29 protein-coding genes and 2 pseudogenes are annotated in these 25652 nt (G+C 73.0%); 20 read left to right on the top strand and 11 right to left on the bottom strand.

The window, feature by feature from the left end:
• Positions 1 to 189, bottom strand: a 189-nt coding sequence (locus AB0J06_RS24260; RefSeq protein WP_357431616.1) for a hypothetical protein, incomplete at its 3' end; no start/stop codon positions are given.
• On the opposite strand from AB0J06_RS24260, the pseudogene AB0J06_RS24255 reads away from it, so the two are divergent.
• The 8 genes and pseudogenes from AB0J06_RS24255 to AB0J06_RS24220 all read left to right on the top strand — a co-directional run.
• A pseudogene (locus AB0J06_RS24255) lies at positions 98 to 1111 on the top strand (glycosyltransferase family 9 protein); the annotation flags it as partial. The gene AB0J06_RS24260 and the pseudogene AB0J06_RS24255 sit on opposite strands and share 92 nt — an antisense overlap.
• Positions 1108 to 2082 carry a glycosyltransferase gene (locus AB0J06_RS24250; protein ID WP_357431611.1) on the top strand — a complete coding sequence of 325 codons (975 nt, stop codon included), beginning with the start codon at positions 1108 to 1110 and terminating at the stop codon, positions 2080 to 2082. The pseudogene AB0J06_RS24255 and the gene AB0J06_RS24250, both read left to right, overlap by 4 nt.
• Positions 2067 to 3284 carry a glycosyltransferase gene (locus tag AB0J06_RS24245; protein WP_357431609.1) on the top strand — a complete coding sequence of 406 codons (1218 nt, stop codon included), beginning with the start codon at positions 2067 to 2069 and terminating at the stop codon, positions 3282 to 3284. The genes AB0J06_RS24250 and AB0J06_RS24245 overlap by 16 nt, the downstream gene beginning before the upstream one ends.
• On the top strand, positions 3284 to 4039 hold the full coding sequence (locus tag AB0J06_RS24240; RefSeq protein ID WP_357431607.1) for an SIS domain-containing protein: 756 nt from the start codon (positions 3284 to 3286) through the stop codon (positions 4037 to 4039). The genes AB0J06_RS24245 and AB0J06_RS24240 overlap by 1 nt, the downstream gene beginning before the upstream one ends.
• Positions 4036 to 5616, top strand: a complete 1581-nt coding sequence (locus AB0J06_RS24235) for a PfkB family carbohydrate kinase (RefSeq protein WP_357431606.1) — start codon at positions 4036 to 4038, stop codon at positions 5614 to 5616. The genes AB0J06_RS24240 and AB0J06_RS24235 overlap by 4 nt, the downstream gene beginning before the upstream one ends.
• Positions 5613 to 6308, top strand: a complete 696-nt coding sequence (locus tag AB0J06_RS24230) for an SDR family oxidoreductase (RefSeq protein WP_357431605.1) — start codon at positions 5613 to 5615, stop codon at positions 6306 to 6308. Before AB0J06_RS24235 ends, AB0J06_RS24230 begins: the two co-directional genes overlap by 4 nt.
• A complete protein-coding gene (locus AB0J06_RS24225) occupies positions 6305 to 7246 on the top strand; it encodes a glycosyltransferase family 9 protein (RefSeq protein ID WP_357431603.1) in 942 nt (313 codons plus the stop codon). The genes AB0J06_RS24230 and AB0J06_RS24225 overlap by 4 nt, the downstream gene beginning before the upstream one ends.
• Positions 7227 to 8222 (top strand): DNA topoisomerase IB, encoded by a 996-nt coding sequence (locus AB0J06_RS24220; RefSeq protein WP_357431601.1) that lies wholly within the window; start codon positions 7227 to 7229, stop codon positions 8220 to 8222. Before AB0J06_RS24225 ends, AB0J06_RS24220 begins: the two co-directional genes overlap by 20 nt.
• A gap of 69 nt (positions 8223 to 8291) precedes the next feature.
• Here AB0J06_RS24220 and AB0J06_RS24215 read toward each other — a convergent pair whose 3' ends face one another.
• The 5 genes from AB0J06_RS24215 to AB0J06_RS24195 form a co-directional block, all read right to left on the bottom strand.
• Entirely contained in the window at positions 8292 to 8795 is a 504-nt protein-coding gene (locus AB0J06_RS24215) for a hypothetical protein (protein ID WP_357431614.1), read from the bottom strand.
• An 85-nt stretch (positions 8796 to 8880) separates the two neighbouring features.
• Positions 8881 to 10518: an ATP-dependent DNA helicase RecQ gene (locus AB0J06_RS24210; protein ID WP_357431599.1), complete on the bottom strand. Its 1638-nt coding sequence runs from the start codon at positions 10516 to 10518 to the stop codon at positions 8881 to 8883.
• Positions 10519 to 10653: 135 nt separating this feature from the next.
• Positions 10654 to 11604, bottom strand: a complete 951-nt coding sequence (locus AB0J06_RS24205; RefSeq protein WP_357431597.1) for a TIGR03557 family F420-dependent LLM class oxidoreductase — start codon at positions 11602 to 11604, stop codon at positions 10654 to 10656.
• Positions 11605 to 11677: 73 nt separating this feature from the next.
• A complete protein-coding gene (locus AB0J06_RS24200; RefSeq protein WP_357431595.1) occupies positions 11678 to 11812 on the bottom strand; it encodes a hypothetical protein in 135 nt (44 codons plus the stop codon).
• Between the two features lie 190 nt (positions 11813 to 12002).
• Complete coding sequence (locus AB0J06_RS24195; RefSeq protein ID WP_357431594.1) at positions 12003 to 12287, bottom strand: GNAT family N-acetyltransferase; 285 nt, start codon at positions 12285 to 12287, stop codon at positions 12003 to 12005.
• Positions 12288 to 12400: 113 nt separating this feature from the next.
• Here AB0J06_RS24195 and AB0J06_RS24190 point away from each other — a divergent pair, with 113 nt between their 5' ends.
• The 10 genes from AB0J06_RS24190 to AB0J06_RS24145 all read left to right on the top strand — a co-directional run bounded on the left by AB0J06_RS24190 (position 12401) and on the right by AB0J06_RS24145 (position 19965).
• Positions 12401 to 12757 (top strand): hypothetical protein, encoded by a 357-nt coding sequence (locus AB0J06_RS24190; protein WP_357431592.1) that lies wholly within the window; start codon positions 12401 to 12403, stop codon positions 12755 to 12757.
• A gap of 56 nt (positions 12758 to 12813) precedes the next feature.
• Positions 12814 to 13635, top strand: coding sequence for a DUF1206 domain-containing protein (locus AB0J06_RS24185; protein WP_357431590.1), 822 nt, complete (start codon positions 12814 to 12816; stop codon positions 13633 to 13635).
• Positions 13636 to 13763: 128 nt separating this feature from the next.
• Entirely contained in the window at positions 13764 to 14969 is a 1206-nt protein-coding gene (locus AB0J06_RS24180) for a mechanosensitive ion channel family protein (RefSeq protein WP_357431588.1), read from the top strand.
• A 116-nt stretch (positions 14970 to 15085) separates the two neighbouring features.
• Positions 15086 to 16174 carry an S-(hydroxymethyl)mycothiol dehydrogenase gene (locus AB0J06_RS24175; protein ID WP_357431586.1) on the top strand — a complete coding sequence of 363 codons (1089 nt, stop codon included), beginning with the start codon at positions 15086 to 15088 and terminating at the stop codon, positions 16172 to 16174.
• Positions 16175 to 16242: 68 nt separating this feature from the next.
• Positions 16243 to 16665 carry a phage holin family protein gene (locus AB0J06_RS24170; RefSeq protein WP_357431584.1) on the top strand — a complete coding sequence of 141 codons (423 nt, stop codon included), beginning with the start codon at positions 16243 to 16245 and terminating at the stop codon, positions 16663 to 16665.
• Positions 16662 to 16973, top strand: coding sequence for a DUF3618 domain-containing protein (locus AB0J06_RS24165; RefSeq protein ID WP_357431582.1), 312 nt, complete (start codon positions 16662 to 16664; stop codon positions 16971 to 16973). Before AB0J06_RS24170 ends, AB0J06_RS24165 begins: the two co-directional genes overlap by 4 nt.
• Positions 16970 to 17242, top strand: coding sequence for a DUF4235 domain-containing protein (locus AB0J06_RS24160; protein ID WP_357431580.1), 273 nt, complete (start codon positions 16970 to 16972; stop codon positions 17240 to 17242). Before AB0J06_RS24165 ends, AB0J06_RS24160 begins: the two co-directional genes overlap by 4 nt.
• A 76-nt stretch (positions 17243 to 17318) precedes the next feature.
• Positions 17319 to 18023: an LppX_LprAFG lipoprotein gene (locus AB0J06_RS24155; RefSeq protein WP_357431578.1), complete on the top strand. Its 705-nt coding sequence runs from the start codon at positions 17319 to 17321 to the stop codon at positions 18021 to 18023.
• Entirely contained in the window at positions 18010 to 19605 is a 1596-nt protein-coding gene (locus AB0J06_RS24150) for an MFS transporter (protein ID WP_357431576.1), read from the top strand. Before AB0J06_RS24155 ends, AB0J06_RS24150 begins: the two co-directional genes overlap by 14 nt.
• A gap of 156 nt (positions 19606 to 19761) precedes the next feature.
• Positions 19762 to 19965: a cold-shock protein gene (locus AB0J06_RS24145; RefSeq protein WP_088962828.1), complete on the top strand. Its 204-nt coding sequence runs from the start codon at positions 19762 to 19764 to the stop codon at positions 19963 to 19965.
• A 250-nt stretch (positions 19966 to 20215) separates the two neighbouring features.
• Here the strand turns inward: AB0J06_RS24145 and AB0J06_RS24140 are convergent, their stop codons facing one another.
• Together AB0J06_RS24140 and AB0J06_RS24135 are read right to left on the bottom strand one after the other, a co-directional pair.
• Positions 20216 to 20419, bottom strand: coding sequence for a hypothetical protein (locus AB0J06_RS24140; protein WP_357431574.1), 204 nt, complete (start codon positions 20417 to 20419; stop codon positions 20216 to 20218).
• A gap of 25 nt (positions 20420 to 20444) precedes the next feature.
• Entirely contained in the window at positions 20445 to 21431 is a 987-nt protein-coding gene (locus tag AB0J06_RS24135) for an aldo/keto reductase (protein ID WP_357431572.1), read from the bottom strand.
• Between the two features lie 83 nt (positions 21432 to 21514).
• On the opposite strand from AB0J06_RS24135, the gene AB0J06_RS24130 reads away from it, so the two are divergent.
• A complete protein-coding gene (locus AB0J06_RS24130; protein WP_357431570.1) occupies positions 21515 to 22303 on the top strand; it encodes a trans-aconitate 2-methyltransferase in 789 nt (262 codons plus the stop codon).
• A 35-nt stretch (positions 22304 to 22338) separates the two neighbouring features.
• Positions 22339 to 23355: an adenosine deaminase gene (locus AB0J06_RS24125; protein ID WP_357431568.1), complete on the top strand. Its 1017-nt coding sequence runs from the start codon at positions 22339 to 22341 to the stop codon at positions 23353 to 23355.
• 149 nt (positions 23356 to 23504) lie between these two features.
• On the opposite strand, the gene AB0J06_RS24120 is transcribed toward AB0J06_RS24125, so the two are convergent.
• The 3 genes and pseudogenes from AB0J06_RS24120 to AB0J06_RS24110 all read right to left on the bottom strand — a co-directional run.
• On the bottom strand, positions 23505 to 24080 hold the full coding sequence (locus AB0J06_RS24120) for a hypothetical protein (RefSeq protein ID WP_357431567.1): 576 nt from the start codon (positions 24078 to 24080) through the stop codon (positions 23505 to 23507).
• A 333-nt stretch (positions 24081 to 24413) separates the two neighbouring features.
• Complete coding sequence (locus AB0J06_RS24115) at positions 24414 to 25496, bottom strand: HAMP domain-containing sensor histidine kinase (protein ID WP_357431612.1); 1083 nt, start codon at positions 25494 to 25496, stop codon at positions 24414 to 24416.
• A gap of 61 nt (positions 25497 to 25557) precedes the next feature.
• Positions 25558 to 25652: pseudogene (locus AB0J06_RS24110) on the bottom strand (R3H domain-containing nucleic acid-binding protein); the annotation flags it as partial.

Below are 25652 nucleotides of genomic sequence, written 5' to 3'. Positions count from 1 at the left end.
GATCGGGAAGTCCGCGTATTCGCGTGCCACGTCGAGCAGTTGCGCGGCGCGTTGGCGCTGCTGCCACAGCGGCGCCCGGGTCGGGCGCCCGCGCCGCGTTCTCGTCGCCCGGCCCGACTCGGCCGGCGACGTGCTCGTGACGGGGCCGGCGATCCGGGCGGTCGCGGCGGGCGCCGATCGGGTGATCATGCTCTGCGGACCGCGTGGCCGGGCCGCCGCCGAGTTGCTGCCGGGGATCGATGAGCTGATCGAGTGGCCGCTGCCGTGGATCGACCCGGAGCCGACGCCGGTCGACCGGGACCAGGTGGAGCGGCTGACCGCCCGGCTGGCTGCTACGGGGGCGGACGAGGCGGTGCTCTTCACCTCGTTCCACCAGTCCCCGCTGCCGCTGGCGCTGGTGCTGCGGATGGCGGGGATCGGGCGGATCGCCGCGATCAGCGACGATTATCCGGGCTCCCTGCTCGACGTCCGGCACCGCGTTCCGCTGGGCATCCCCGAGCCGGAACGGGCGCTCTCCCTCGCCGCGGCCGCCGGCTTTCCGCTGCCGGACGATGACGACGCGGTGCTGCTGCTGCGCGCCGATTGCCTCGATCTGCCGCCCAGCGACGACGCCGTGGCCGAGCCCGGTTACATCGTCGTGCACCCCGGATCCTCGGTCGAGTCACGGGCCTGCCCACCGAACCGCTGCGGCGAGATCGTCGAAGCGCTGGCGGCGGCCGGCCACCGGGTGGTGGTGACCGGTGGGCCGGGTGAGCGGGAGTTGAGCGCGCGCGTCGCCGGGCGGTCGGGGGTGGATCTGGGGGGCGTGACCTCGCTGACCGGTCTGGCGTCGGTCATCGCCCGCGCCGGCGCGCTGGTCGTCGGCAACACCGGCCCCGCACACCTGGCGGCGGCGGTCGGAACCCCGGTGGTCAGTCTCTTCGCGCCCACGGTCCCGTTCGGACAGTGGGGTCCCTACCGGGTGCCCTGGGTGCGGCTCGGCGACCCGGCCGCGCCCTGCCGGCACACCCGCGCCGCGAGCTGCCCCGTGCCCGGTCACCCGTGCCTGTCCGACGTGGCGCCGCAGAGCGTCGTCGAGGCGGTCCGGTTGATCGGCCAGGCGGCCTCGTGAACATCCTCGTCTGGCACGTGCACGGGTCGTGGACCACCGCGTTCGTGCACGGCAAGCACCGTTACCTCGTCCCGGTCACCCCCGACCGCGGCCGGTACGGTCTCGGCCGGGCCCGCACCTATCCGTGGCCGGACGCGGCGGAGGAGGTCACGCCGGAGCAGTTGGCCGACGAGGACGTGGACCTGGTGGTGCTGCAGCGCCCCGAGGAGTTGGAGCTGGCGTCGGGCTGGCTGCGCCGGCAGATCGGGCGGGATGTCCCGGCCATCTTCGTGGAGCACAACACCCCCAAGGGCGACGTGCCGCACTCCCGGCATCCGCTGGCCGATCGCGACGACCTGCTCATCGCGCATGTCACCCACTTCAACGAGCTCTTCTGGGACACCGGCGCGACCCGCACGGGCGTGATCGAACACGGCGTCGTGGAGCCGACCACGGACTACACCGGCGAGCTGGAGCGGCTGGCGGTGGTGACCAACGAGCCCGTACGGCGGGGGCGGGTCACCGGCACCGATCTGATGCCGCGGTTCGCGCAGGTGGCTCCCCTGGACGTCTTCGGGATGGGGGTCGCCGGTCTGCCGGACCTGCTCGGCCTGCCGCACGAACGCGTCACCCCCCACGATGATGTGCCGCAGTCGCGGATGCACGCGGAGGTCGCCCGGCGGCGGGTCTACCTGCACCTGTGCCGGTGGACGTCGCTCGGGCTGAGCCTGATCGAGGCGATGGTGATCGGCATGCCGGTCGTCGTGCTGGCCACGACCGAGGCCGTCGCCGCCGTGCCACCGCAGGCGGGGGTGCTCTCCACCCGCGTCGACACGTTGGTGGACGCCGCCCGGTGGCTCATCGAGGAGCCCACCGCGGCCCACCGGCTCGGGGAACAGGCCCGCGCGGTCGCCCGTACCCGCTACGGCCTGGACCGGTTCCTCGCGGACTGGGACCGGCTGCTGGAGGAGGAGCTATGCGCATCGCGATGATCTCGGAGCATGCCAGCCCGCTCGCGGCACTCGGTGGCGAGGACGCCGGTGGGCAGAACACGCACGTCGCGGAGCTCTCCGCCGCGCTGGCGGAGGACGGGCACGACGTACGGGTCTACACCCGGCGCGACGCCGTCGACCTGCCGGAGACGGTGCGGCTGCGCGACGGCGTGACCGTGGTGCACGTGCCGGCCGGGCCGGCCGAGCCGATCCCGAAGGACGAGCTGCTGCCGTACATGAGGGATTTCGGCGAGTGGCTGGCCGGGCAGTGGCGTCGCGGCGACTGGGCGCCGGCGGTGGCGCACGCGCATTTCTGGATGAGCGGACTCGCCGCGATCGCCGCCGCGCGGCAGACCGACGTGCCCGTCGTGCAGACGTACCACGCGCTCGGCACGGTGAAGCGCCGCCACCAGGGTGCCATGGACACCAGCCCACCGCGGCGCATCGGCTATGAGCGGGCGCTGGGTCGCGCCGTGGACCGGGTGGTCGCGCAGTCCCAGGACGAGGTGCGCGAGCTGCTCGATCTGGGGGTGCCGCGGGCGCGACTGGTGGTCGTTCCCTCGGGGGTCAACGACGCCGCATTCACGCCGGAAGGTCCCGCCGTCGAGCGCGACCCGGACCGGCCCCGGATCCTCTCCGTCGGCCGGCTGGTGGCGCGGAAGGGCTTCCAGGACGTGATCAGCGCGATGCGGCTGGTACCGGACGCGGAGTGCGTGGTGGTGGGCGGCCCGCCCCCCGGCCGACTCGCCGACGATCCACAGGCGCGGTGGCTGCGGGCGCTGGCTGAGCAGTGCCAGGTCGCCAATCGGGTGCACCTGGTGGGCGCGGTGCCGCGCGAGGAGATGCCCCGCTGGTACCGCTCCGCCGACGTGCTCGCGGCGGCGCCCTGGTACGAGCCGTTCGGGCTCACCCCGCTGGAGGCAATGGCCTGCGGCGTACCGGTGGTCGGCACCGGGGTGGGCGGGCTGAACGACACCGTCGTCGATGGGCTCACCGGCGATCTGGTGGCGCCCCGCGACCCGCGCGCGCTGGGCATCGCGCTGCGCCGGTTGCTGGGCGACCGGGTCCGCCGCTTCGCGTACGCCACGGCCGCGCTCGACCGGGCTCGCCAGTGCTACACGTGGAAGCGGGCCGCGGCGCAGCTCGGCGCGGTGTACGTCGCGGTCAGTCAGGTGCGGCACCCGACCGAGGTGGTGGCCTGATGCCGGACTCCCTGGAGGTGCTGGACGCGCACCTGGCGGGCCTGGCCGCGGTGCTGCTGCCCTACCGGCAGGCGGCCGGCAAGCTCGGGCGGTGGGGGAGCGAGCTGGCGTGGACCCTCGGACACGGTGGGCGCCTGCTCATCGCCGGCAACGGCGGCAGCGCTGCGGAGGCGCAGCATCTCGCCGCCGAGCTCGTCGGGAAGCTGCGCGAGGACCGGACGCCGCTCTCCGCCATCGCGCTCTGCGCGGAGACCTCCTCGCTCACCGCGATCTCCAACGACTTCGGCTACGAGGAGGTCTTCGCCCGGCAGGTGCGCGCGCACGGCCGTCGCGACGACATCCTGCTGTTGCTGTCGACCAGCGGGCACAGCGCCAATCTGGTCGCCGCCGCCCGCGCCGGGTGGGAGGTCGGAATGCGCTGCTGGGCGTGCACCGGCCCGGCGCCGAATCCGCTCGCCGACGCCTGTGCCGAGGTGCTCGCCGTACCGTCCGGCGACGGACAGCTGGTGCAGGAGCTGCATCTGGTCTCCGCGCACGTGCTCTGCGAGTACGTCGACCGGACCCTGCCCGCGGTGTTGGGTTTCACGGGTCCGCAGCCGCAGCGCACCGCGACCGTGATTCCCCCCTCCGTCTACAACGGATCCAGGACGGGTGGGGTCACCGGCCCGCCCCTCGCATTGGACGGGGCGACCGGCGGACCGACCGGGGGTAGACCCACCGGGGGCAGGTCGACCAGCACCGGGGCCGGCGCGTGACGGGGCGGCTGGTGGTCGTCGGCGACACGCTGCTCGACCGCGACGTCGACGGCGCGGTGCAGCGGGTCTGTCCGGACGCCCCGGCGCCGGTGCTCGACGAGCGGTGCAGCGCCGACCGACCCGGCGGGGCCGGGTTGGCCGCGCTGCTCGCCGCGGGTCAGGGCTTCGAGGTCCACCTGGTCACCGCCCTCGTCGACGATGCCGGCGGGGCCCGGCTGAGCGAGATGCTCACCGCCGCCGGCGTGCAGGTGTACGCGCTGCCGTTGACGGGCGTCACGCCGGAGAAGATCCGACTCCGCACGCGGGGGCAGGTGCTGCTGCGGTTGGACCGAGGCGGCCCGCCGGCCGCGCCGGGTGAGCCGTCGGAGGCGGTGCTCGACGTTCTCGCCGAGGCGGCGGCGATCGTGGTCAGCGACTACGGCCGCGGCGTCGCGCGGCATCCGGCGCTGCGCTCGGCCCTGGCCGCGGCCACCGCGCCGATCGTCTGGGATCCACATCCGCGCGGCCCCGCGGCGGTGCCGGGGGTACGCCTCGCCACTCCGAACGAGACGGAGGTACGCCAGCTCACCGGGGAGATCTCCGGGGTGTCCCGGCTCTCCGCCGCGTCCCGCGGAGCGCAGGAGTTGCGGCAGCGTTGGCAGGCGGGGGCGGTCGCGGTGACGATGGGCGGCGAGGGCGCGCTGCTCTGTCATGCCGGCTCGACGCCGCTGGTCGTGGCGACCACGGCGAGCGCGCAGGGGGACACCTGCGGTGCCGGGGACCGGTTCGCCGCGGTCGCGGCCGCCGCGCTGGCGGAGGGGGCGGTGGTCTCGGAGGCGGTGCAGGAGGCGGTGGAGCAGGCGACCGCGTACGTGGCGGCCGGGGGAGTGGCGGCGGCGTTGCCGGGCTCGCCGGTGGCGACCGGCCGGGTTGCCACTGCGGTTGTCGCCGGTCCTGTCGCCGCGGGTCGCGCCCGCGCGTCCTTCGCGCCCGGTCCGGTTGCCGCCGCGGCGGTGCCGGCGACCGGGCCGCTGGCCGACCCGGCCGGGACGAGATGGCCCCGGTCGCCCGGTGGCGGGCAGGACGACCACGAGCGCATCGGCGCGCACGCGGCCGGTGCGGTGGTGGCCGCGGTGCGGGCGCGGGGCGGCACGGTGGTCGCGACCGGCGGCTGCTTCGATCTGCTGCACGCCGGTCACGTGGCCGCGCTGCAGGCCGCGCGCCGGCTCGGCGACTGTCTGATCGTCTGCCTCAACTCCGACACCAGTGTGGCCGGGCTCAAGGGACCGGAGCGCCCGGTGGTGTCGGAGAGCGACCGGAGTCGGCTGCTGGCCGCGCTGGGCTGTGTCGACGCGGTGGTGGTCTTCGACGAGTCGACCCCGCACGCGGTCCTTTCCTGGCTGCGCCCGGACATCTGGGTCAAGGGCGGGGACTATGCGGGCGGCGGGGGCGGCGAGGCGGATCTGCCCGAGGCGGCGCTGGTCCGACGCTGGGGCGGGCAGACCGCGATCGTGCCGTACCTGGACGGTCACTCGACCACCGGCATGATCGCCGCGGCGCGCGCCGGACGGGGCCGGGGCGCGAAGGAGGAACGATGACCGCCGCGACGACCGGGCCCGCGGTTCTCGTCACGGGCGGGTCGAGCGGGCTCGGCGCCGCGGTCGTCGCCGGGGTCGCCAAGTCCGGGGGCCGACCGTACGTGCTGGACCGCCAGGCCCCCTCCGACGGGGTGCCCTGGCAGGCCTGCGACCTGGCGGACACGCGGGCGGCGGAGGCGGCGACCCGGCGGCTCGCCGAGGAGGCCGGCGGGCTCGACGGCGTGGTCACCGCCGCCGGTGTGGATGTGCCGGGACGCCTCGGCGACGTGCCGGCGGAGGTGTGGGAGCGGACCGTGACCGTGGACCTGTTCGCCACTGTTGCCGTCATCCGGGCTGCGCTGCCCTATCTGGAACGCTCGCACGGCTCGGTGGTGACGATCGCCTCCACGCTCGGCGTGAAGGCGGTGAGCGACGCGACGGCGTACTGCGCGGCGAAGTTCGGCGTGGTCGGCTTCACCCGGGCGCTCGCCGCCGAGCTCGCCGGCTCGGTCGGCGTGACGCTGCTGATCCCCGGGGGCATGCGCACCGCGTTCTTCGACGAGCGGGAGGAGCGTTACCGGCCGGGTGCCGACGCCGAGCTCAACGATCCCGCGCACGTGGCGGCGGCGGTGCTCTTCGCGCTGTACCAGCCGCCCGGCTGCGCCGTCCGCGAACTCGTCGTCTGCGCGGACCGGGAGGTCTCCTATCCGTGATCCTGGTGCTGCGCGCGCTGGGGATCGGCGACCTGGCCACGGCCGTGCCGGCGCTGCGCGGGCTGCGCCGGGCCTTCCCGGACCGGACCCTGGCGCTCGCGGCGCCGCGCTGGCTGGCGCCCCTGGTCGAGCTGATCGGCGGGATCGACCAGCTCGTCCCGGTCGCCGGACTTGACCCGTACGACTGGCCGGTGCCGCCGCCGTACTGGGCGGTGAACCTGCACGGCCGGGGACCGCGGTCGCACGGCCTGCTGCGCGCCGCCCATCCGGCGTGGCTGTGCGCGTTCCGCTGCGCCGAAGCGGGACACCTGGAGGGTCCACAGTGGGTGGACGAGGAGCACGAGGTGGCGCGCTGGTGCCGGCTGCTGCGCTGGTACGGGATCGGTTCCGACCCGGCCGACCTCGCGCTGCGGCGGCCCGAGCGGGACGAGGCGTTGGTCGGGCTGACCGTGGTGCACCCGGGTGGCAAGGAGGCGCGGCGGCGTTGGCCCGCCTCGCGCTTCGCGGCGGTCGCCCGGGAGCTCACCTCCGGTGGGCACCGGGTGGTCGTCACCGGGGCGGCGGCGGAGCGCGACCTCGCCGGACAGGTCGCCGCGCTGGCCGGGCTCCCGCCGACGGCGGTGCTCGCCGGCCGCACCGGCCTCGCCGAGCTGGCCGCGCTGGTGGCCGGGGCGCGGCTGCTGGTCAGCGCGGACACCGGGATCGGTCATCTCGCCACCGCCTACGGCACGCCGTCGGTGCTGCTCTTCGGGCCGACCTCACCGGCCCGGTGGGGGCCGCCGCGGGAGCGCCGCCGGCACCGCGTGCTCTGGTATGAGATTCTCAGCCACATGAGGTGCTATTTCGGGACACATCCGGCACTGGCCGCGATCGACGTCGATGCGGTGCTTGCCGCGGCGGCGGAGGTTGAGGTGTCCGGTGCGGTTACGCCGCAGTGAGCTGACCCGACCCGGCTACCGACGCCGGCGGCGCGGACGCGGGGTGAGCTTCCTCGATTGCGACGGGCGGCCGATCACGGACCCGGACGAGCTGGCCCGGATCCGCGCCCTGGTGATCCCGCCGGCCTGGCGGGAGGTCTGGATCTGTCCCGAGCGTTCCGGTCACATCCAGGCCACCGGCATCGATGCCGCCGGACGCAAGCAGTACCTCTATCACCCGGCGTGGCGGGTGAAGCGCGATGAGGCGAAGTTCGATCACGTGCTGGAGGTGGCCACCCGGTTGCCGGCGCTGCGTGAGCGCGTCGCGCGCGACCTGCGCGGTCGCGGGCTCACCCAGGGGCGGGTGCTCGCGACGGTGGCGCGACTGCTGGACATGGGCATGTTCCGGGTGGGCAGCGACCAGTACGCCGCCGGTGAAGACCCGACGTTCGGCGTGGCCACCCTGCGCCCCGAGCATGCCCGCTCGCGCGGCGGATGCGTGCTGCTGGAGTTTCCGGCCAAGGGCGGCATCCCGCAGGCGCGGCGGGTCGAGGACGCCGACGTGTGCGGGGTGCTGCGCGATCTGCGGGCGCGTCGGCGCCGGATGGAGCGGCTCTTCGGCTACTGGGACGGGCGACAGTGGCATGACGTGCACAGCGACGAGGTCAACCTCTACCTGCGGGAGGCGAGCGGCGGCGAGATGACCGCCAAGGACTTCCGGACCTGGCACGCGACCGTACGGGCGGCGACGTTGCTTGCCCGTATCGGAGCACAGCGCGCCGCGGCGCAGCGTCGGCGGACGGTGGCCGGGATCATGCGGGAGGTCGCGGCGCTGCTCGGCAACACGCCGACGGTGGCCCGGACATCCTATGTGGACCCCCGCGTGGTCGACCTCTACCACGCCGGGGTGGTGGCGAAGGTCCCGGACGGCGCGCCGCAGGAGGTCGCGGAGCGCGCGGTGCTCAAGCTGTTTCCCCGACGACTGATCCGGGCGTGACGTGCAGGGAGGGCCCGTCGCCACGCCGAAAGCGATGGCGACGCGGCCCGCCCTGCACGTGGGGTTCGCTCAGTCGTTGAGGACGTGCGACAGTTCGTCGCGGAAGCGGCGCTCGGATTCGCTGACGACGTCGCCACCCAGGCCCAGCAGCCCGCCGCTCGGCGCCGCGGTGACCACCTGCTCGGCGATGCCGATCAGCCAGTGCTTGTACGCGCCGGCCTCACCCTCGTCGACCCGGTTGCCGAGCAGGATGGACGCGGTGCGGGCCCGCCCGAGGACATCCGAGATCATCGCCTTCGGATCATCCGGCTCGATCACCGGCAGTTCCTCGCCCACCTCCGGATCGCCGACCCGCGACACCAGCTCCTGGGCGACCGCGCTCACCAGAGGACTGCTCGCCTCGCGGCCGGCCGCGATCGCCTCCAGCCCGGCGGCGTTCTCCGCCCTGGTCCGGCGGCCGCCGTCGGATTCGGCGGCGCTGGCCGCGGTCAGCACCGCCTGCGGCAGCCCCACCAGCAGGCCCCACTCGTCATCGGTGAATCCGAGGTCGGTGAAGGCCGGTCGTTCCGCCACCGGTTCGGCGGAGAACGGCTGGCTCGACATTGGGTGATTCGTCACGGTAACGCCCCTCTCGACGACACAACCCGCACAGGGTAGGTCAACTGGCTTCGGCCGCCAGCAGGCCCTGCTCGCTGACCACCGGCACGGACAAGGTCTTGTATCCCACGTCGTCGAAGAGGACCGTCATCCGGTCCCCTTCGTAGCTGAGCACCAGCCCCGCGCCCCATTCGGCGTGCCGCACGGTGCTGTGCACCGGGAAGGGGCCGCTCGCACCGTCGTCGACGGTGCTGTTGCCGGCATGGCAGCTGTCGCAGTGCCCGCAGACCTTCGACATGTGCTCGCCGAAGTAGGCGAGCAGGGTCTGCCCGCGGCAGCCGCGCGTCTCCGCGAAAGCCCGCATCATGTCCGTACGGGAGTGTTGCACCGCCTGTTGCCGCTCGGCCTCGGCCACCGCCGCCTCCGCCGCGTCAGCGGGGGTCGGGGCGTAACGGGGTCGGCTCAGCTTGCTGTTGGCCCGCATCGTGACGGCGCCGACCTGCTCCAGGAGGGCGAGGAGCTGGCCCAGCTTGCGCGCGCCGAGCCCGGTCCGTTCGCGCAGCGCGCTCTTGGTGGTCGGCCCGGTGGCGACCAGCGCCGCCAGTTCGCGCAGCTCCGCGAGATCCGGGGTGCCGCCGTTGAAGTAGCGCTGCAACCCCACGTCCTCGGCCCGCCACAGCAGCAGTGCCCGGGCCGGCTCACCGTCGCGGCCGGCCCGCCCGATCTCCTGGAGATAGCTGTCCGGTGAGTCGGGCAGCGCCATGTGCGCCACCCAGCGGATGTTGGGCTTGTCGATACCCATGCCGAACGCGGACGTGGCCACCATGATCGGGACCTGGTCCGCGAGGAACTGTTCGTGCAGCTCCTCGCGGGCGCCGCCCGCCATCCCACCGTGGTAGAACTGCGCGGCGAAGCCGGCGGCGGTGAGCCGCTCGGCGAGTTCCTCGGCGGCGCGCCGGGTCGCGACGTAGATGATGCCGGGGCGCTCGTCCTCCTCGAGCAGCGCGATCAGCCGCCGCCACCGGTAGTCCTCGGTCGCGCAGTGCGCGACCTCCAGGAAGAGGTTGGAGCGGTCGAGCCCGGAGACCATGATCTCGGGGTTGTCGAGGCCGAGCCGTTCGATGATGTCGTCCCGCACCGGCGGGGAGGCGGTGGCGGTCAGCGCCACGATCGGCGGCCGTCCGATGCCCCGGATCAGGTGACCGAGCGCCAGATAGTCCGGGCGGAAGTCGTGCCCCCACGCCGAGATGCAGTGCGCCTCGTCGACCGCGACGAGCGCCGGGCGCAGCGCGCGCACCTCGGCCAACCGGTCGGGGGCGCTGAGCTGCTCGGGGGTGATGAACAGGAACCGCGCGCGACCCTCCTTGATGTCGAGCAGTGCGGCGGCCTGCTGGTTGGGGGTCTCCGCCGAGCTGACCCGCACGGCCCGCAGGTCGGGATGGTCGCGGTCGTTGAGCGCCGCGATCTGGTCCTGTTGCAGGGCGAGCAGCGGCGAGATCACCACGGTCGGGCCGGGGAGCAGGGTCGCCGGCACCTGGTAGACCGCGGATTTGCCGGCGCCGGTCGGGAGTACGACCAGCGCGTCGCGGCGGCGCATCACCGCGCGCATGGGGGCGAGTTGGCCGGGGCGCAGGGAACTCCATCCGAAGTTCTGCCGGGCCGAGCGGCGTAGCCGGGGTGTGTGCAAGGGGAGCTTCATCGGGATCCGTGGTTACCCCGGCCCCGGCGGAGCCAAACGGCGTTCACGACCGACCGGCGCGACGGCCCACAGCGTGACGGTCCACAGTGCGACGGCCGACGGCGCAACGGCGCAACGGCCCAGCGGTGACGTCCGTCAGCGGACGTTGGGCAGGACGTGTTTGGCGTACAGCGCCATCAGTCCTTCGTGATGGGGGCCGATGTTCGACACGTACAGCTCATCGAAGCCGGCCTGCTTGTAGCTCTCGATCATTTTGAGGTGCGCTTCCGGGTCGTTCCCGCAGACGAAGACGTCCTTCATCATCTCGGGCTTGACCAGCTGACTGGCCTGCTCGAAATGGCGGGGGGAGGGGAGCACCTGGGAGAGTTCGCCGGGGATGGCCCCGTTCGGCCACCGCTCGTACGCGATCCGCATGCCCTCCTCCTCGCTGTCGGCGAAGGCGGCCTTGAACCCGGCCTGGCAGGGCTTGTTGCGACCGCCGCCGGCGCGGAACCGGCGCACCAGGTCACGGTCGGGCAGCGTGCTGATGTAGCCGTCACCGATGCGGGCGGCCAGATCGACGGACCGGGGCCCGAAGCCGGAGACGTAGATCGGCGGGGGCGTGTCGGGCAGGGTGTAGATGCGGGCGTTCTCCAGCGTGTAGTGCTCTCCGTCGTGGTAGACGAAGTCGCCCTTCCAGAGTTCGCGGATCAGCTCGACCGCCTCTTCCAGCATCTTCAGCCGCACCTTCGCCGATGGCCACGCGTCGCCGTAAATGTGTTCGTTGAGCGCCTCACCGCTGCCGACGCCGAGCACGAAGCGCCCCTCGTGCAGCAGGGCGGCGGTGGCCGCCGCCTGCGCGATGATCGCCGGATGGATCCGCATCGTCGGGCAGGTCACGGCGGTGGTCACGGGCAGACGGGAAATCTGGCTCAGCGCGCCGATCATCGACCAGACGAAGGAACTCTGCCCCTGCGCGTCGGTCCACGGGTGGAAGTGGTCGGAGATCCAGAGGCCCTGGAAGCCGGCCTGCTCGGCGGCGCGCGCCTGCTCCAGCATCTGCGCCGGAGTGAACTCCTCGCTGGACAGGAAGTAGCCGATCCGCATCCGATCCTCCTCGCGCCGATGTGTGGTGCTTCGGGCGGGGAGTACCCAATTGTCGTGGAACCATGCTCCGCCGCTAACGGCCGCCCTTGCCGAACATCGACCGGATCGCCGCGCCGAGCAGAAGGATGCCGAGGACCGCGCCCACCAGTTTCACGCCGGGGATCTCGTCCCAGGGGATGTCCCCGGCCGCGAAGAAGCTCTGCCGCATGCGGGCACTCTCGCACGTCTCCCCGCCCGGGCACAGTGCCACGGAGCCGGATGCGGTCACCGAAAGCTGTGTCCGACCCGTCGGCCGGCGCGGGTGCTGCGCCCGGGCGAACCGCCACCGCCCATCGTGGATCAACGGAGGGCGCGGCGTGCCCGACCCGCCCAGGTGGCGATCGGCGACATCTCCGCCGTCAGGCGGTTTCCAGCAGGTCCGCGTAGTGCGGGTGGCGCTCGATGTACGTCGCGATGAACGGGCAGCGCGCGACCACCCGCTCGCCCCGTTCGCGCACCTGCTCGAGCGCCGCCTGGGCCAGGTTGCTGCCGATGCCCTGGCCCTGGCGGGCCGCATCGACCTCCGTGTGGATGAACACGACGGCATCCTGACGCAGTTCGTAGATGACGAAGCCGGCCAGGCTGCCATCGACCAGGATCTCGAAACGTCGTCGCGCGGGATTGTCTTCGACCAGGACACTCACCGGCCGGACCCCCTTTCAGGCGGATTCCAGCGTAATACCGCGGTCGCCGCCGCGCCGGGAAACGTCGCGCCGACGTGCGGGGCCGGTGGCACGGATCGCGTACTCTCGGTCCGGTGATCAGCAGCTTCCGCTCCCACCGCCCGACCCTCGTCCGCCGCGTCGTCGGCCTCGCCGCGGGTCTCACCCTCACCGCCGCCGTGCTCGCCGGATGCAGCTCGGAGGGCGCATCGACCGATTGTGGCCTGGACGCCTGCACGATCACCTTCGACCGCGGCGTCGAGGCGAGCGCGAACATCCTCGGCGTCGAGGCGAAGCTGGTCGGCGCCGACGGTGACCGGGTCACCGTCGAGGTCGCCGGCGAGCGGTTGTCGCTGACCGTCGGCGAGCAGGCGACCGAGGTCGGGGGTCTCGCGGTGTCGCTGCAGAGCGCGACCGACAGCCAGGTCGTGGTCCGGGTGGCCCGCAACTGACGTGACCCTCCCCGGGTCACGTTTGAAAACAATGCGGATCGGTCAATGAGCCGACCATGTCGTTGAGCCTTGATGCACACGGAACCGCGTCCCGCGTGGCACGCAGCCGCTCGCTGGAACTCCTCGCCCGGGGCGGCTTCGTCGGCTACGGGCTCGTCCACCTGCTCTTCGCCTGGCTGGCCCTGCAGATCGCCTTCGGCAAGCCCGCCGACGAGGGGGACCAGTCGGGGGCGCTGCGGACGCTGGCCCAGCAGCCGCTCGGCAAATTCCTGGTGGCCGCCGTCGCCGTCGGGCTGGTGGCGCTGGCGATCTGGCAGGCGTTCGAGGCGGCGATCGGCCATCGGGCCGACCGGGGTCGGGAGCGTGCGCTCGAGCGCGTCGCCTCCGTCGGCCGGTGCGTCGTCTACCTCTACTTCGCCTGGACCGCCTACAAGGTCTTCAGCAACGCGAGCTCCAGCAGCGCCGACAAGCAGCAGGCCCTCACCGAGCAGTTGATGAGCTCGCCGGGGGGCCGCTGGCTGGTCGGCCTGATCGGGCTGGGTCTCGCGGGGCTCGGTGTCGGGTTGGTCGTCTACGGCGTGGTCAAGCGTTTCGAGAAGCACCTGGAGACCGGACGGATGAGCCCGGGCACCCGGCGGCTGTCCCGGCGCCTCGGGGTGGCCGGATACAGCGCCAAGGGCATCGCGTACGCCATCGCCGGGCTGCTCGTGATCGGCGCCGCCATCACGTACGACCCGGACAAGGCGCGCGGCCTGGACGCCGCGCTGCACACGCTGCGCGAGCAGTCCTACGGTGCGATCCTGCTCACGCTGATGGCGCTGGGGATCGGGGCATTCGCGGCGTTCTGCCTTGTGCAGGCCAAATACCGCAAGGTCTAGTGCCGGGTCCCCTGACCATCGCCGGGTGCGGCGAACGTTTGTGGGCAGAGCGAGCGGGGATTAATTCGGGCTGGAGTGGGCATACTAGCGGTTTTTGCCCGTGACCCGTTCTCCGGAGGGAGCAGCCCGTGCAGACAGTCCTGACCGTGATCGCCGCCTCGCTCGCCGCGGCGGCGATCGCACTGGTCGCGGTGGAGGTGGTGCACCGGGTCGTCCGTCGGCTCGGTAAACGCGCCGTCCTCCTCACCGAGCTGTCCGAACATACGCACCGGCCCTTCCAGGTCGCGGCCACCGTTCTTCTCGTGCAGTTCGCGATCCGATTCACCACCCGGCACGCCGCCGGCGAGCCGTGGCTGCGCAGCGTGCTCCACGTCCTCGTCCTCGCCGTCATCGCCTCCACCGCCTGGCTGATCGCCTCGCTGCTGCTGGTCACCGAGGACACCGCCCTCACCCGGTTGCGCACCGACGTGCCGGACAACCGCCAGGCGCGCCGCATCCACACCCAGATCGTCCTGCTGCGCCGGCTGACCGTCGCGGTCACGGTCGTGATCACCATCGGCGTCATGCTGATGACCTTCCCCAGCGTGCGCGGCGTCGGCGCCAGCGTGCTCGCCTCCGCGGGAGTGATCGGCGTGGTCGCGGCACTCGCCGCGCAGAGCGTGCTCGGCAACGTCATCGCCGGCCTGCAACTGGCGTTCAGCGACGCGGTCCGCCTCGACGACGTGGTCGTGGTCGAGGGGGAGTGGGGCCGGATCGAGGAGTTGACCCTCAGCTACGTGGTGGTGCACATCTGGGACGACCGGCGGCTGATCCTGCCCACCTCGTACTTCACCACCAAGCCGTTCCAGAACTGGACCCGTACCCGGGCCGCCGTGCTCGGCACCGCCGAGTTCGACGTCGACTGGTCGGTGCCGGTGCAGACCATGCGCGAGGAGTTGCGTCGCCTGGTCGAAGGGAACGAGCTGTGGGACGGACGGGTGTGTGTCCTGCAGGTCACCGACGCCGTCGGCGGGATGGTCCGGTTGCGGGCGCTGGTCAGCGCCCCCGACGCGGGGAGCCTGTGGGACCTGCGCTGCCTGGTCCGCGAGCACATGGTCAACTGGATCCGCGAGCAGGGGCCGAGCGCGATGCCGCGGGTCCGCGCGGAGCTCGGCGACGCCGCGAGCAACCTCGACTGGCAGTGGACGAAGCCGCGCCGCCCGGCGCGTTCCGTGCCCTCCCGCGCGCAGCAGGAGGTGCCCGACGACGCCCGGCTCTTCGGCGGCAGCGACGACGGCGACGCCCGCAGCGACGCGTTCGTCGGGCCCGAGGAGCCGGTCGACGCCGTACGCTAGGCGACCGTTTCCCGGTGAGCGCGCGCCCACCTCTGGTACGACGGAACTCTGTGATCCCCGCGGGATTGAGCGATCCACGGGATCGGGCGTTCCCGCCAGTCAGGAGGGGTGCCGCGATGCCGAATGAGGTCCGCGCGGTCGTCGCCCGCGCAAAGGGCGAGCCCGCGACCGTGGAGACGATCATCGTGCCGGACCCCGGGCCGGGGGAGGTGCTCGTCACCGTCCAGGCGTGCGGGGTGTGCCACACGGATCTGCACTACCGCGAAGGGGCCATCGGCGACGACTACCCGTACCTGCTGGGGCACGAGGCGGCGGGCGTGGTCGAGGAGGTCGGGGCCGGGGTCGTCGAGGTGGGGCGGGGTGACTTCGTGATCCTCAACTGGCGGGCGGTGTGCGGGCACTGCCGGTCGTGCCGCCGCGGTCGGCCCTGGTACTGCTTCGGCACCCACAACGCGCGGCAGCCGATGACCCTGGCCGACGGGACCACGCTCGCCCCGGCGCTCGGCATCGGCGCGTTCGCGTCGAAGACCGTCGTCGCGGCGGGCCAGTGCACGAAGGTCGACCCGCACGCGCCCGCCACCGCCGCCGGGCTGCTCGGTTGCGGGGTGATGGCCGGCATCGGCGCGGCGGTGAACACCGGCCGAGTCGGCCCGGGTGACTCGGTCGCGGTCTTCGGGTGCGGTGGAGTCGGTGACGCCGCGATCGCCGGCGCCATCCTCGCGGGTGCGACCACCGTCATCGGGATCGACGTGGACCACCGGAAACTGCGCTGGGCGCGGGAGTTCGGCGCCACGCACACGATCAACTCGCGCGAGCTGGATCCGATCGACGGTGTCCGGTCGCTCACCGGGGGCCACGGCGCCAACGTCACGATCGACGCGGTCGGCCGCCCCGAGGTCTTCATGCAGGCGTTCTACGCCCGCGACTACGCCGGCACGCTGGTGCTGGTGGGCGTGCCGAGCCCGGACATGCCGCTGGCGCTGCCGCTGCTCGACGTCTTCAGCCGGGGCGGCGCGATCAAACCCTCCTGGTACGGCGACTGCCTGCCGTCGCGGGACTTCCCCGCCCTGATCTCGCTCTACCGGCAGGGACGGCTGCCGCTGGACCGGTTCGTCACCGAGACCATCGGGATCGACGACGTCGAGCTCGCGTTCGGCCGGATGCAGCGAGGTGAGGTGCTGCGCAGCGTCGTGGTACTCGGCTGATCCGCCCGTTCAGGATTGCCGGCGGTGCAAGGGGGGCATACACCCCGTGTATCGGAAAGGAGGACACCATGGCCGACGTCCTGAACCGGCCGGCGACACAGCAGTCCACGGCGGAGCTGGTGCAGCACGCCAGCGAACAGATGTCGCGGCTGGTCCGCGACGAGCTGACGCTCGCCCGGATGGAACTGACGGAAAAGGGCAAGCACGCCGGTGTCGGCGTCGGCCTGTTTGGTGGGGGCGGGGTCCTCGCGCTGTACGGGCTCGGCACGCTGATCGCCGCGGTCGTGCTGCTGCTGGCCCTGGCGATGCCGGCATGGCTGGCGGCGTTGATCGTCGCCGTCGCGCTCTTCGCGGTTGCCGGGCTGCTCGCGCTGGCCGGTAAGAAGCAGGTCAAGCAGGCGGTGCCCCCGGTGCCGACCGCGGCGGCCGACGGCGTCCGCGCGGACGTGCACGCGGTGAGCCACGCGGTGAAATCCAGGGGGCGGGCATGACACCGGGCGACGGCCACGGGGATATTGAGCTCCTGCGCGCCGAGATCGAGCGTACCCGCGCCGAGTTGGGCCAGACGGTCCAGGCGTTGGCCGCGAAGGCCGACGTCAAGGCGCGGATGAAGGAGTCCGCCGACCGGACCACGCAGCGGGTCCGGGATCAGGCGTCGCACACGAAAGACGTCGTCCTCGATACGGTGCACGAGGCGGGGGAGAAGGCCCGGCGCAACGTGGTGCCCTGGTCGGCGGTTGCCGTCGGGGTCGCCGCGATCGCGGTCGTGCTGATGGTCATGCGAGGGAGGCGTCGGTGAGCAAGCGGGTCAGCAAGGTGGCGTACAAGCCGGTCGGGCTGGTGCTCGGCATCGCGGCCGGAGCGCTCGCCGGGGCGATGTTCCGGCAGGTGTGGAAGGTGGCGGCCGGTGAGGACGAGGCCCCCGGCGCGACCGACGAGGAGCGCGGCTGGGGCGAGATCCTCGCCGCCGCCGCGCTGCAGGGGGCGATCTTCTCGGTCGTGCGCGCGGCGGTGGACCGGGCCGGGGCGACCGGGGTACGCCGGTTGACCGGCCGCTGGCCCGACTGACAACGGTTCCGCGGAAGGACCATTCGCCCGGTCGACGGCGGCGAATGGTCCTTCCGCGCATGGGTAGCATCCCTGCATGCGTCGACTCGCCGCGCTCACCGCGGTCCTCCTGACCCTGTCGCTGACCGCACTGACCGGCTGCACCCGTGGTGACCGGCCGGGTGCCGGCGCGGGTCAGAACCAGGGCGGTCTTCCCCCCGCCGCCGATCTTCTCTCCGCGTCCGCCACCGAGATGCGCTCCGTGCAGATCGCCCGTTTCGAGATCGCGACCAGCGGCGCGGGGGAGATGCTGGGCATCACCGGCGCCAAGGGTGTGATCACCCGGGCCGGTGACGCCGAGGGGACGGCCCAGCTCGCGCAGGGTGGCAACCCGGTGGAACTGACCTTTGTGGTCAAAGGCGACACGCTGTACGTCAAGGGCCTGACCGGGGGCTGGCAGAAGGTGCCGCTGGCGGCGGCCGCGACCGTCTACGACCCGTCGGCGCTGCTCAGCCCCGATCGCGGAGTCGCCCACGTGATCGCCACCGCGCAGGACGGCAGGACCGAGGCCCGCGAGCCGGTCGACGGCGTGGAGACCTACAAGGTCAAGGCCACCTTCGACACCAAGGCGTTGACCACGCTCGTACCCGGACTCAACGAGAAGATCACCGGAAGCCTCTGGATCGGTGTCGAGCGGCCGTTGCTGCACCGTATCGAGCTGCCGGTGCGCAACCGCACCGGCACCATCACCGTCTCGTTCTCGGGCTTCGGCGAGCCGGCCACCATCAGTGCCCCGGTCTGACGGACCGAGCGGCCAGCCCTCCGCCCGGGCGGCCGCGTCCGGACGGGGCGGTCGACGGTTCGCGATCGGCGCGGCGGGCCTCGCGGTGCTCCTCGCCGCCCTCGACGCGTACGTCGTCGTCACCCTGCTCGTCGACATCCTGCGGGACCTGCAGGTCCCGCTCAACCGGCTGGAGCGGGCCACCCCGATCGTCACCGGCTACCTGCTCGGCTACATCGCCGGCATGCCGCTGCTGGGCCGGCTCTCCGACCGGTACGGGCGACGCGGGGTGATCCTCGCCTGCCTCGCCGGGTTCGCCGCCGGCTCGGCGCTGGCCGCTCTCGCCGGGACGCTGCCGACGATGGTCGCCGGTCGGGCCCTGCAGGGGCTCGCCGGTGGCGCGCTGCTTCCGGTGACGATGGCACTGGTCTCCGATGTGGTCGCGGCGCAGCGCCGGCCGGTCGCGCTCGGGCTGGTCGGTGCGGCTCAGGAGCTCGGCAGCGTCCTCGGGCCGCTCTACGGCGCGGCGCTCGCCGCCGTGGTCGGCTGGCGCGGCGTCTTCTGGGTCAATATTCCGTTGGCCGTGCTCGCCGCCGCCGTGGTCCACCGGTCGGTGCCCGGTGGCCGCGAGCGGGGAGATCCGCCGCCGCGCGTCGACGTGGTCGGTGGCGCGCTGCTGGCGGGAGCCCTGGCACTACTCGTGGTCGGTCTCTACAACCCCGATCCCCAGCGCGCGGTCCTGCCGTCCTGGGGGCCGCTCACCGTCGCCGCCGGGGTGGCACTGCTGGCCGGCTTCGTGTTCTGGGAGGCTCGGGCCCGCACCCGCCTGCTCGATCCGGCCGGGGTGCGGATGCGCCCCTTCCTCGCCGCGCTCGGCGCCAGCGTGCTCGCCGGTGCCGCCCTCATGGTGACCCTGGTCGACGTGCAACTGCTCGCGCAGACCGTGCTCGGCCGCGACGCGACCGACGCGGCGCTGCTGCTGACCCGTTTCCTGGCGGCGCTGCCGGTCGGCGCGGTGGTCGGCGGGGTGCTGGCCCGGCGCGTGGGGGAGCGGTGGGTCACCGTCGCCGGCCTGCTGCTGGCGGCGGGCGCCTACCTGCTGATCGCGGGCTGGCCCGCCGACCTGCTCGCCGCGCGTCACGGCCTGGGACCGGTGAGTCTGCCCCGGGTGGACACCGACCTGGTGCTGGCCGGCGCCGGGCTGGGGCTCGTGGTCGCGCCACTGTCGTCCGCGGTGCTGCGCGCGACCCCCGCGTCCCAGCACGGCATCGCCTCCGCCGCCGTCGTGGTGGCCCGGATGATGGGGATGCTCGTCGGGGTGGCCGCGCTGACCGCCTGGGGGCTGCACCGGTTCCAGCAGCTCACGGCCGATCTCGCGACGCCACTGCCGTTCGGGGTGCCGCGCGCGGAATACCAGCGTCAGCTGGCCGCGTACGCCGATGCGGTGCGGGCCGCGCTGCGTACGGAGTACGCCGAGATCTTCACCGCGACGGCCGTGCTCTGTGTCCTCGGCGCGCTCGTCGCGCTCGCTCTGGACGGACGGGATGACACGCCTGAACGGATTCTCGGGTCACATGACGGAGAATTTCGTCGGATAGACTAGTGGAAGTTTTTGCGTACGTGGTTTGCTGTACCACGCTGTTGCGAGATGGCGTGGGTTGAGAAGTCTCCTTCGTGGGGGCCACTCAGGCGCCGCTGCTCGAAAACGGCCAATCGGCCGCACGGCGTGCTCGGCCGCCAGTTTTAGAAGGAGATACACATGGCGCAGGGAACCGTGAAGTGGTTCAACGCAGACAAGGGCTTCGGCTTCATCACCGTCGACGGCGGGGGTGCTGACGTGTTCGTCCACTTCTCGGCCATCCAGTCCAGCGGCTACCGTTCGCTGGAGGAGAACCAGCGGGTGGAGTTCGAGATCGCTCAGGGCCAGAAGGGCCCGCAGGCTGAGCAGGTCCGCCCCATCTGATCCAGTGAAGGCCGGCCGCGTGCCGGCCGAGCATCGACCGTCCGAGGTCAGCACCGAGCCCCGCATCCTGTGTGCGGGGCTCGTCGCTGTTCCGGGCCCACCGCAACGCGTGTGGGCCCGCGTCGTGTCGCGGACACCGCCTTCGTGGCGCCGCCGTCCCCGATGGCGCGGCGGTCCCCGATGGCGCGGCCGCCCAGCGTAGGCGCCGTCCAGGGTGGGGGGCGTCGCCGGCGGAGCGTGCGGCGGCCGGTTACGCCGGGGGCGTACGCCGCCGGGCCCGCAGTCCGAGCCACAGCACGACGAGTCCGGCGAGTGACACGATCGGGCCGATCAACGCCCACAGTGTCTCGCCGCTCATCACGCTGCCGTTCACGTAACCCAGGCCCTGCAGCGTCCAGAGCGCGCCGACCACGACGGCCAGTAGCCCGAGCGCCAGGGGGAGCCAGCCCTTCATCACACGCCTCCTTCGACGGTCGCGGCTACCAGCGGTCGTGCACCTGCGGGCGGATCAGTTCGTCGTACACCGTGGTGATCGTCGCGCTGGCCTCGGCGGAGAGCGGAGCCAGCGCGGCGGCGGCCACGTTGGCCCTGGCCTGCTCGGGATTGCGGGCACCGGGGATCACGACGGTGACCGCGGGCTGGTCGAGGACCCAGCGGAGCGCGAACTGCGCCATCGTCGCGTCCGGCGGCACCAGGGGCAGCAGGCGTCGCACGGCCTGCAGACCGACGGCGAAGTCCACTCCGGAGAAGGTCTCGCCGACGTCGAACGCCTGACCGTCGCGGTTGTAGCTGCGGTGGTCGTCGGCGGCGAAGCGGGTGTTCTCGTCGTACCGGCCGGTGAGGAGGCCGCTGGCGAGCGGAACGCGCGCGATGATGCCGACCCCGGCGGCGGCCGCCGCGGGCAGCACCCGCTCCAGCGGCTTGTGCCGCAGCGCGTTGAGGATGATCTGCACGCTGGCCACATGGGGTCGGGCGATCGCGGCGAGGGCTTCGTCGGTGGTCTCGACGCTCACCCCGTACGCGGCGGTCCGCTTCTCCTCGACGAGGGTGTCGAGGGCGTCGTAGACGGCGTCGGTGTGCAGCACCTGCGTGGGTGGACAGTGCAGTTGGACCAGGTCGAGGGTCTCGACGCCGAGGTTGGCGCGGGAGCGGTCGGTCCAGGCGCGGAAGTTGTCCAGTGTGTAGGAGGCGGGCTCCTGTGGCACCCGTCGGCCCATCTTGGTGGCGACCGTGACGCGCTCACCCGTGGCCCGTTCGCGGAGGAACCGGCCGATCACCTGCTCGCTGCGTCCGTCGCCGTAGACGTCGGCGGTGTCCAGGAACGTCACCCCGGCGTCCACCGCGGCGGTGAGCGTCGCCAACGCGTCGTCCTCGCTGACCGCGCCCCAGTCGGCGCCGAGCTGCCAGGCGCCGAGTCCGATCACGCCGACATCGCGCCCCAGGCGCGGAAAGTTCCGGGTCTCCACGCCGCGAGCCTAACGCCCCTGCTTGCGGTGGTCGCGTAGCGGCCATAGTCTTAACAAGACGTACGTACGGTTTGGAGGCGGAGATGTGGGATCCGACGGCGTATCAGCGGTACGGCGACGAGCGGTCGCGGCCGTTCTTCGACCTGACCGGGCGGCTGCCGGACGAGCGGCCGCGCGCCGTGGTCGACCTGGGCTGCGGCCCCGGCAACCTGACGGTCGCGCTGGCGGCGCGGTGGCCCGGCGCGGCGGTGACCGGCCTCGACTCCTCGCCGGAGATGATCTCCAAGGCGCTCGCCCTCGAATCCCCGGTCGCCTTCGCGGTCGCCGACCTGCGCGAATGGGTCCCGGGGCCGGAGGATGACGTGGTGGTCTCCAACGCGGCCCTGCAGTGGGTGGCCGGGCACGAGGAGCTGCTGACGCGCTGGGCCGGGCAGCTCCCCGGGGGCGCCCGGCTCGCGGTGCAGGTGCCGGGGAACTTCGACGCGGCGTCGCACCGGACGCTGCGGGCACTGGCCCGCGAGCCGCGCTGGGCCGGCCAGCTCGCGCCGCTGCTGCGGGACGCGCCGGTCCGCGACGCCGCCGGCTACGCCGACCTGCTGATCTCGGCCGGCTGCGCGGTCGACGCGTGGGAGACCGGCTACCTCCACCTGCTCCCCGTGCGCCCGGGGGCGGACCCCCCGGTCCTGACCTGGATGGAGGGGACGGCCCTGCGGCCGGTCCGCGCCGCGCTCGCCGACGACGAGGAGAGCTGGTCGGCGTTCCGTGCTGAGCTGGCCGGACGCCTCGCCGAGGCGTACCCGGTCCGCGATAGCCTCGTCTACTTCCCGTTCCGCCGGATCTTCTTTGTCGCCCGCACGGGCGCCCGTCCCTGAGTCGCCCGTACGGGCGCCCGTCCCTGAGGAGCAGCGTGACCGATCTGACGTCCTTCATCGCCGGACTGCCCAAGGTGGAGCTGCACGTGCACCACGTGGGCTCGGCCTCGCCGCGCATCGTGGCCGAGCTGGCCGCCCGGCATGAGGGACGGACGCCCGTCCCCGCCGATCCGGCCGCGCTCGCCGAGTACTTCGAGTTCCGGGACTTCGGCCACTTCATCGAGATCTACCTGAGCGTCGTGGACCTCATCCGCGACGAGGAGGATGTCCGGATCCTCACGTACGAGGTGGCCCGCGAACTCGCCCGTCAGCAGGTCCGCTACGCCGAGCTGACCATCACCCCCTATTCGCACGTGCGGCGGGGGATCGCGGCGCCCGCGTTCTGCGAGGCGATCGAGGACGCGCGCGTACGGGCCGAGGCCGAGCTCGGCATCGTGCTGCGCTGGTGCTTCGACATCCCGGGTGAGGCGGGGCTGCCGGCGGCGGAGGAGACGCTGCGGATCGCGCTCGACGAACGGCCCGACGGCCTGATCAGCTTCGGCCTGGGCGGCCCGGAGGTCGGGGTGCCGCGCCCGCAGTTCAAGCCGTACTTCGACAAGGCGCGCGCGGCCGGGCTGCGGTCGGTGCCGCACGCGGGCGAGACCACCGGCGCGGCGACGATCTGGGACGCCTTGCGTGAGCTCGGCGCGGAGCGGATCGGTCACGGCATCTCCTGCGTCCAGGACCCGGCGCTCATGGCGCACCTCGCGGAGCGGCAGATCGGCATGGAGGTCTGCCCGACCTCCAATGTGCGTACCCGCGCGGTCCGGACGATCGACGAGCACCCACTGCGGCAGATGGTCGACGCCGGCCTGCTGGTCACCATCAACAGCGACGACCCGCCGATGTTCGGCACCACGCTCAACGACGAGTACGCGGTGGCTGCCCGGCTCCTCGGCCGCGGCGCGGACGGGCTGGCCGCCCTCGCCCGCAACGCCGTCACCGCGTCGTTCCTGCCCGCCGCCGACAAGGCCCGCCGCATCGCCGAGATCGACGCCTACGCCGCCCGCTGACCCGCCGGGACGACGCCCGTCTCGACGTCGATCAAGGGCGTATTCGCATGCTTTGACCTTCATCCGTGTTAATACGTCCTTGATCGACCCGTAAGTCCTTGATCGACGGGGCGGCCGGGGATCAGGCGGCGCGCTGCCGGCACACCCGGTCAGGCCAGGGTGCGGCGGCGTCGCCGCACCAGCGTCGCCGCGACACCGGCCGCTACGACCAGCCCGACCGCGGCGGCGGTGACCATCAGCCACCGGTCCCGCGTCCGCTCCGTGCCGCCCGCGCCGAGAACGGCGGGCGCCGGACCCGCGTCGCAGGAGACGGATTCCGGCGGCGCCGCCGGCCCGACGGCGAGCACCGCGGCGCACGAGCCGCGACCGGGCGCGGTCACGTCGACGCTGACCGTCCAGTTGCCGGCCGGCAGCGTCCCGGCGTACGCCATCGAGCCCTTGGTCGGCACCGGGTGCATGTCGGTCGCCGCGACCGTCGTCCCCCCGAACTCGCGGGCGCTGAACGTCGCGCCGATCGGCCCGGTCACGGGGTGCCCGTCCTGCCACGCGACGTCGACCCAGACCGAGCCCCGCCCGTCCTGGTGGATCGTCACCCGCAGGCCGTCGTGGGCGTAGCCGGGGTCCTGCCAGCAGAGCAGGACAGTGAGGATGAACGCGCCGATCACGGCGGCCCACCGGAGCACGCGCCGCGTCGGCAGAGTCACCGCGCCGCTGTCGTCCGACATGAACCGCCAGCGTCGCGCGACGTCGCGGCTCGCGTTGTCCCGGCCGCTCCCGTGCGCGGAGTCGGGTCCCGGCGCCGCCACGACAACCTGCCTCAGAGGTGGGCGCGCGGCGGGGCAGGTTGATGAGGGGACCGGCCCCGCCGCGCGCGGTGCTCGCGGACCGGGTTGGGTTGAGCTGCGGGCGTTGGTCCGGGGAGCAGGATGGGATCGCCGCCAATGTTGCCACCGGGCATCGGGATCGGGGAATGCCGTTAACCGAGACCTAAGGAAAACCTGAGGGTCGGCCGTCGACGGTCCACACCGGACCGGCCGACCAGGAGGTCCGTCGAGCGGTCAGTCGGAGGAGCGCTGTCGCGGCCAACGCCGCTGCCCCGACTCGCGCTCCCGGGCCAGCCGCCCGACGAGTCCGAACCGGCTGACCTGACGGGGCTTCGCGTCGGCGTCCGCCAGCAGCATCACCACACTGGCGCCGCCGAGCCGGGCCCGGTCGATGCTCACCGAACCGTTGGCCTGCAGCGCGACCCGTTTCGCGATGTCCAGTCCCAGCCCGGTCGAGCCCTGGTCGCTCGCGCCGCGGCGCAACGCGCGGTCGGGATTGGCGATGCCCGGCCCGGCGTCGTCGACCCGGACCGCGACGTAGCCGTCCCGTCGGGACACCGCCACCTCGAACGCGGTCCCCTGCGGCGTGTAGCGGAAGACGTTGCCGAGGACCGCGTCGAGCGCGGCTGCGAGTTCGGCGCGCTGCACCGGCACGGGGATGCGCAGCTGTGCGCCGATCACCTTGTAGGAGCGGTTCTGGTCGCCGGCGAGGGCGGACCAGAAGACCATCCGCTCACGTACGACCTCGCTCACGTCGCACATCCCGGGTCCGGCCTCGTGCGCCACGGTCTTGCGGGTGGTGGTGATCAGGACGTCGATCTCGCCTTCGAGGGTCACGATCGCCTGCCGGATCCGGCGGATGGTGCGGCGTCGGTCGAGCTCGGCGGCGGAGAAGGAGCCGACGCTGGTGTCGTCGGAGTCGAGCGCGTCGGCGTCGAGGCGCAGCACGGTCAGCGGGGTCCGGAGCCGGTGCGACAGATCGGCGACGAGTTCGCGCTCGTCGGTCCGGGAGGTCACCAGCCGGTCGGCCATCCGGTTGAACGCGTAGCCCGCCTCGGCGAGCTCGCGCGGCCCGCTCGGCTGGATCCGTTCGTCCAGGTCACCGTCGCCCACCGCCATGGCCGCCGCGACCAGCCCGCGCGCCGACGCGACCGTGCTCGCGGCCAGCCGGTCCACGACGACCACCGTCGCCACGACCAGACCGATCGCGATGCCGGCCAGGAGAAACCAGTGCCCGCCGGCCCCGGCGGTCAGCTCCGCCTCGGTGACGAAGACCTCCACCACGACGGTGGTGCGCCCCACGGCGACCGGCTCCAGCCGGACGACCCCACCGGGTACGTCCGCGACGAGCGGCTTCCCGCCCGTCCTGGCGCGGGCTCGCGTTGATCACATCGTGCACGCACTTGCGCTCGAACGCGGACATCGGCTCCAGGCGGACCGGCTCGCCGTACTCCTTGACCTTCTCCACCGCGT

Origin of the sequence: Micromonospora sp. NPDC049679 (assembly GCF_040659735.1) — a bacterium.
GTDB lineage: Bacteria > Actinomycetota > Actinomycetes > Mycobacteriales > Micromonosporaceae > Micromonospora_I.
This window is presented reverse-complemented; position numbering and strand designations above follow the sequence as displayed.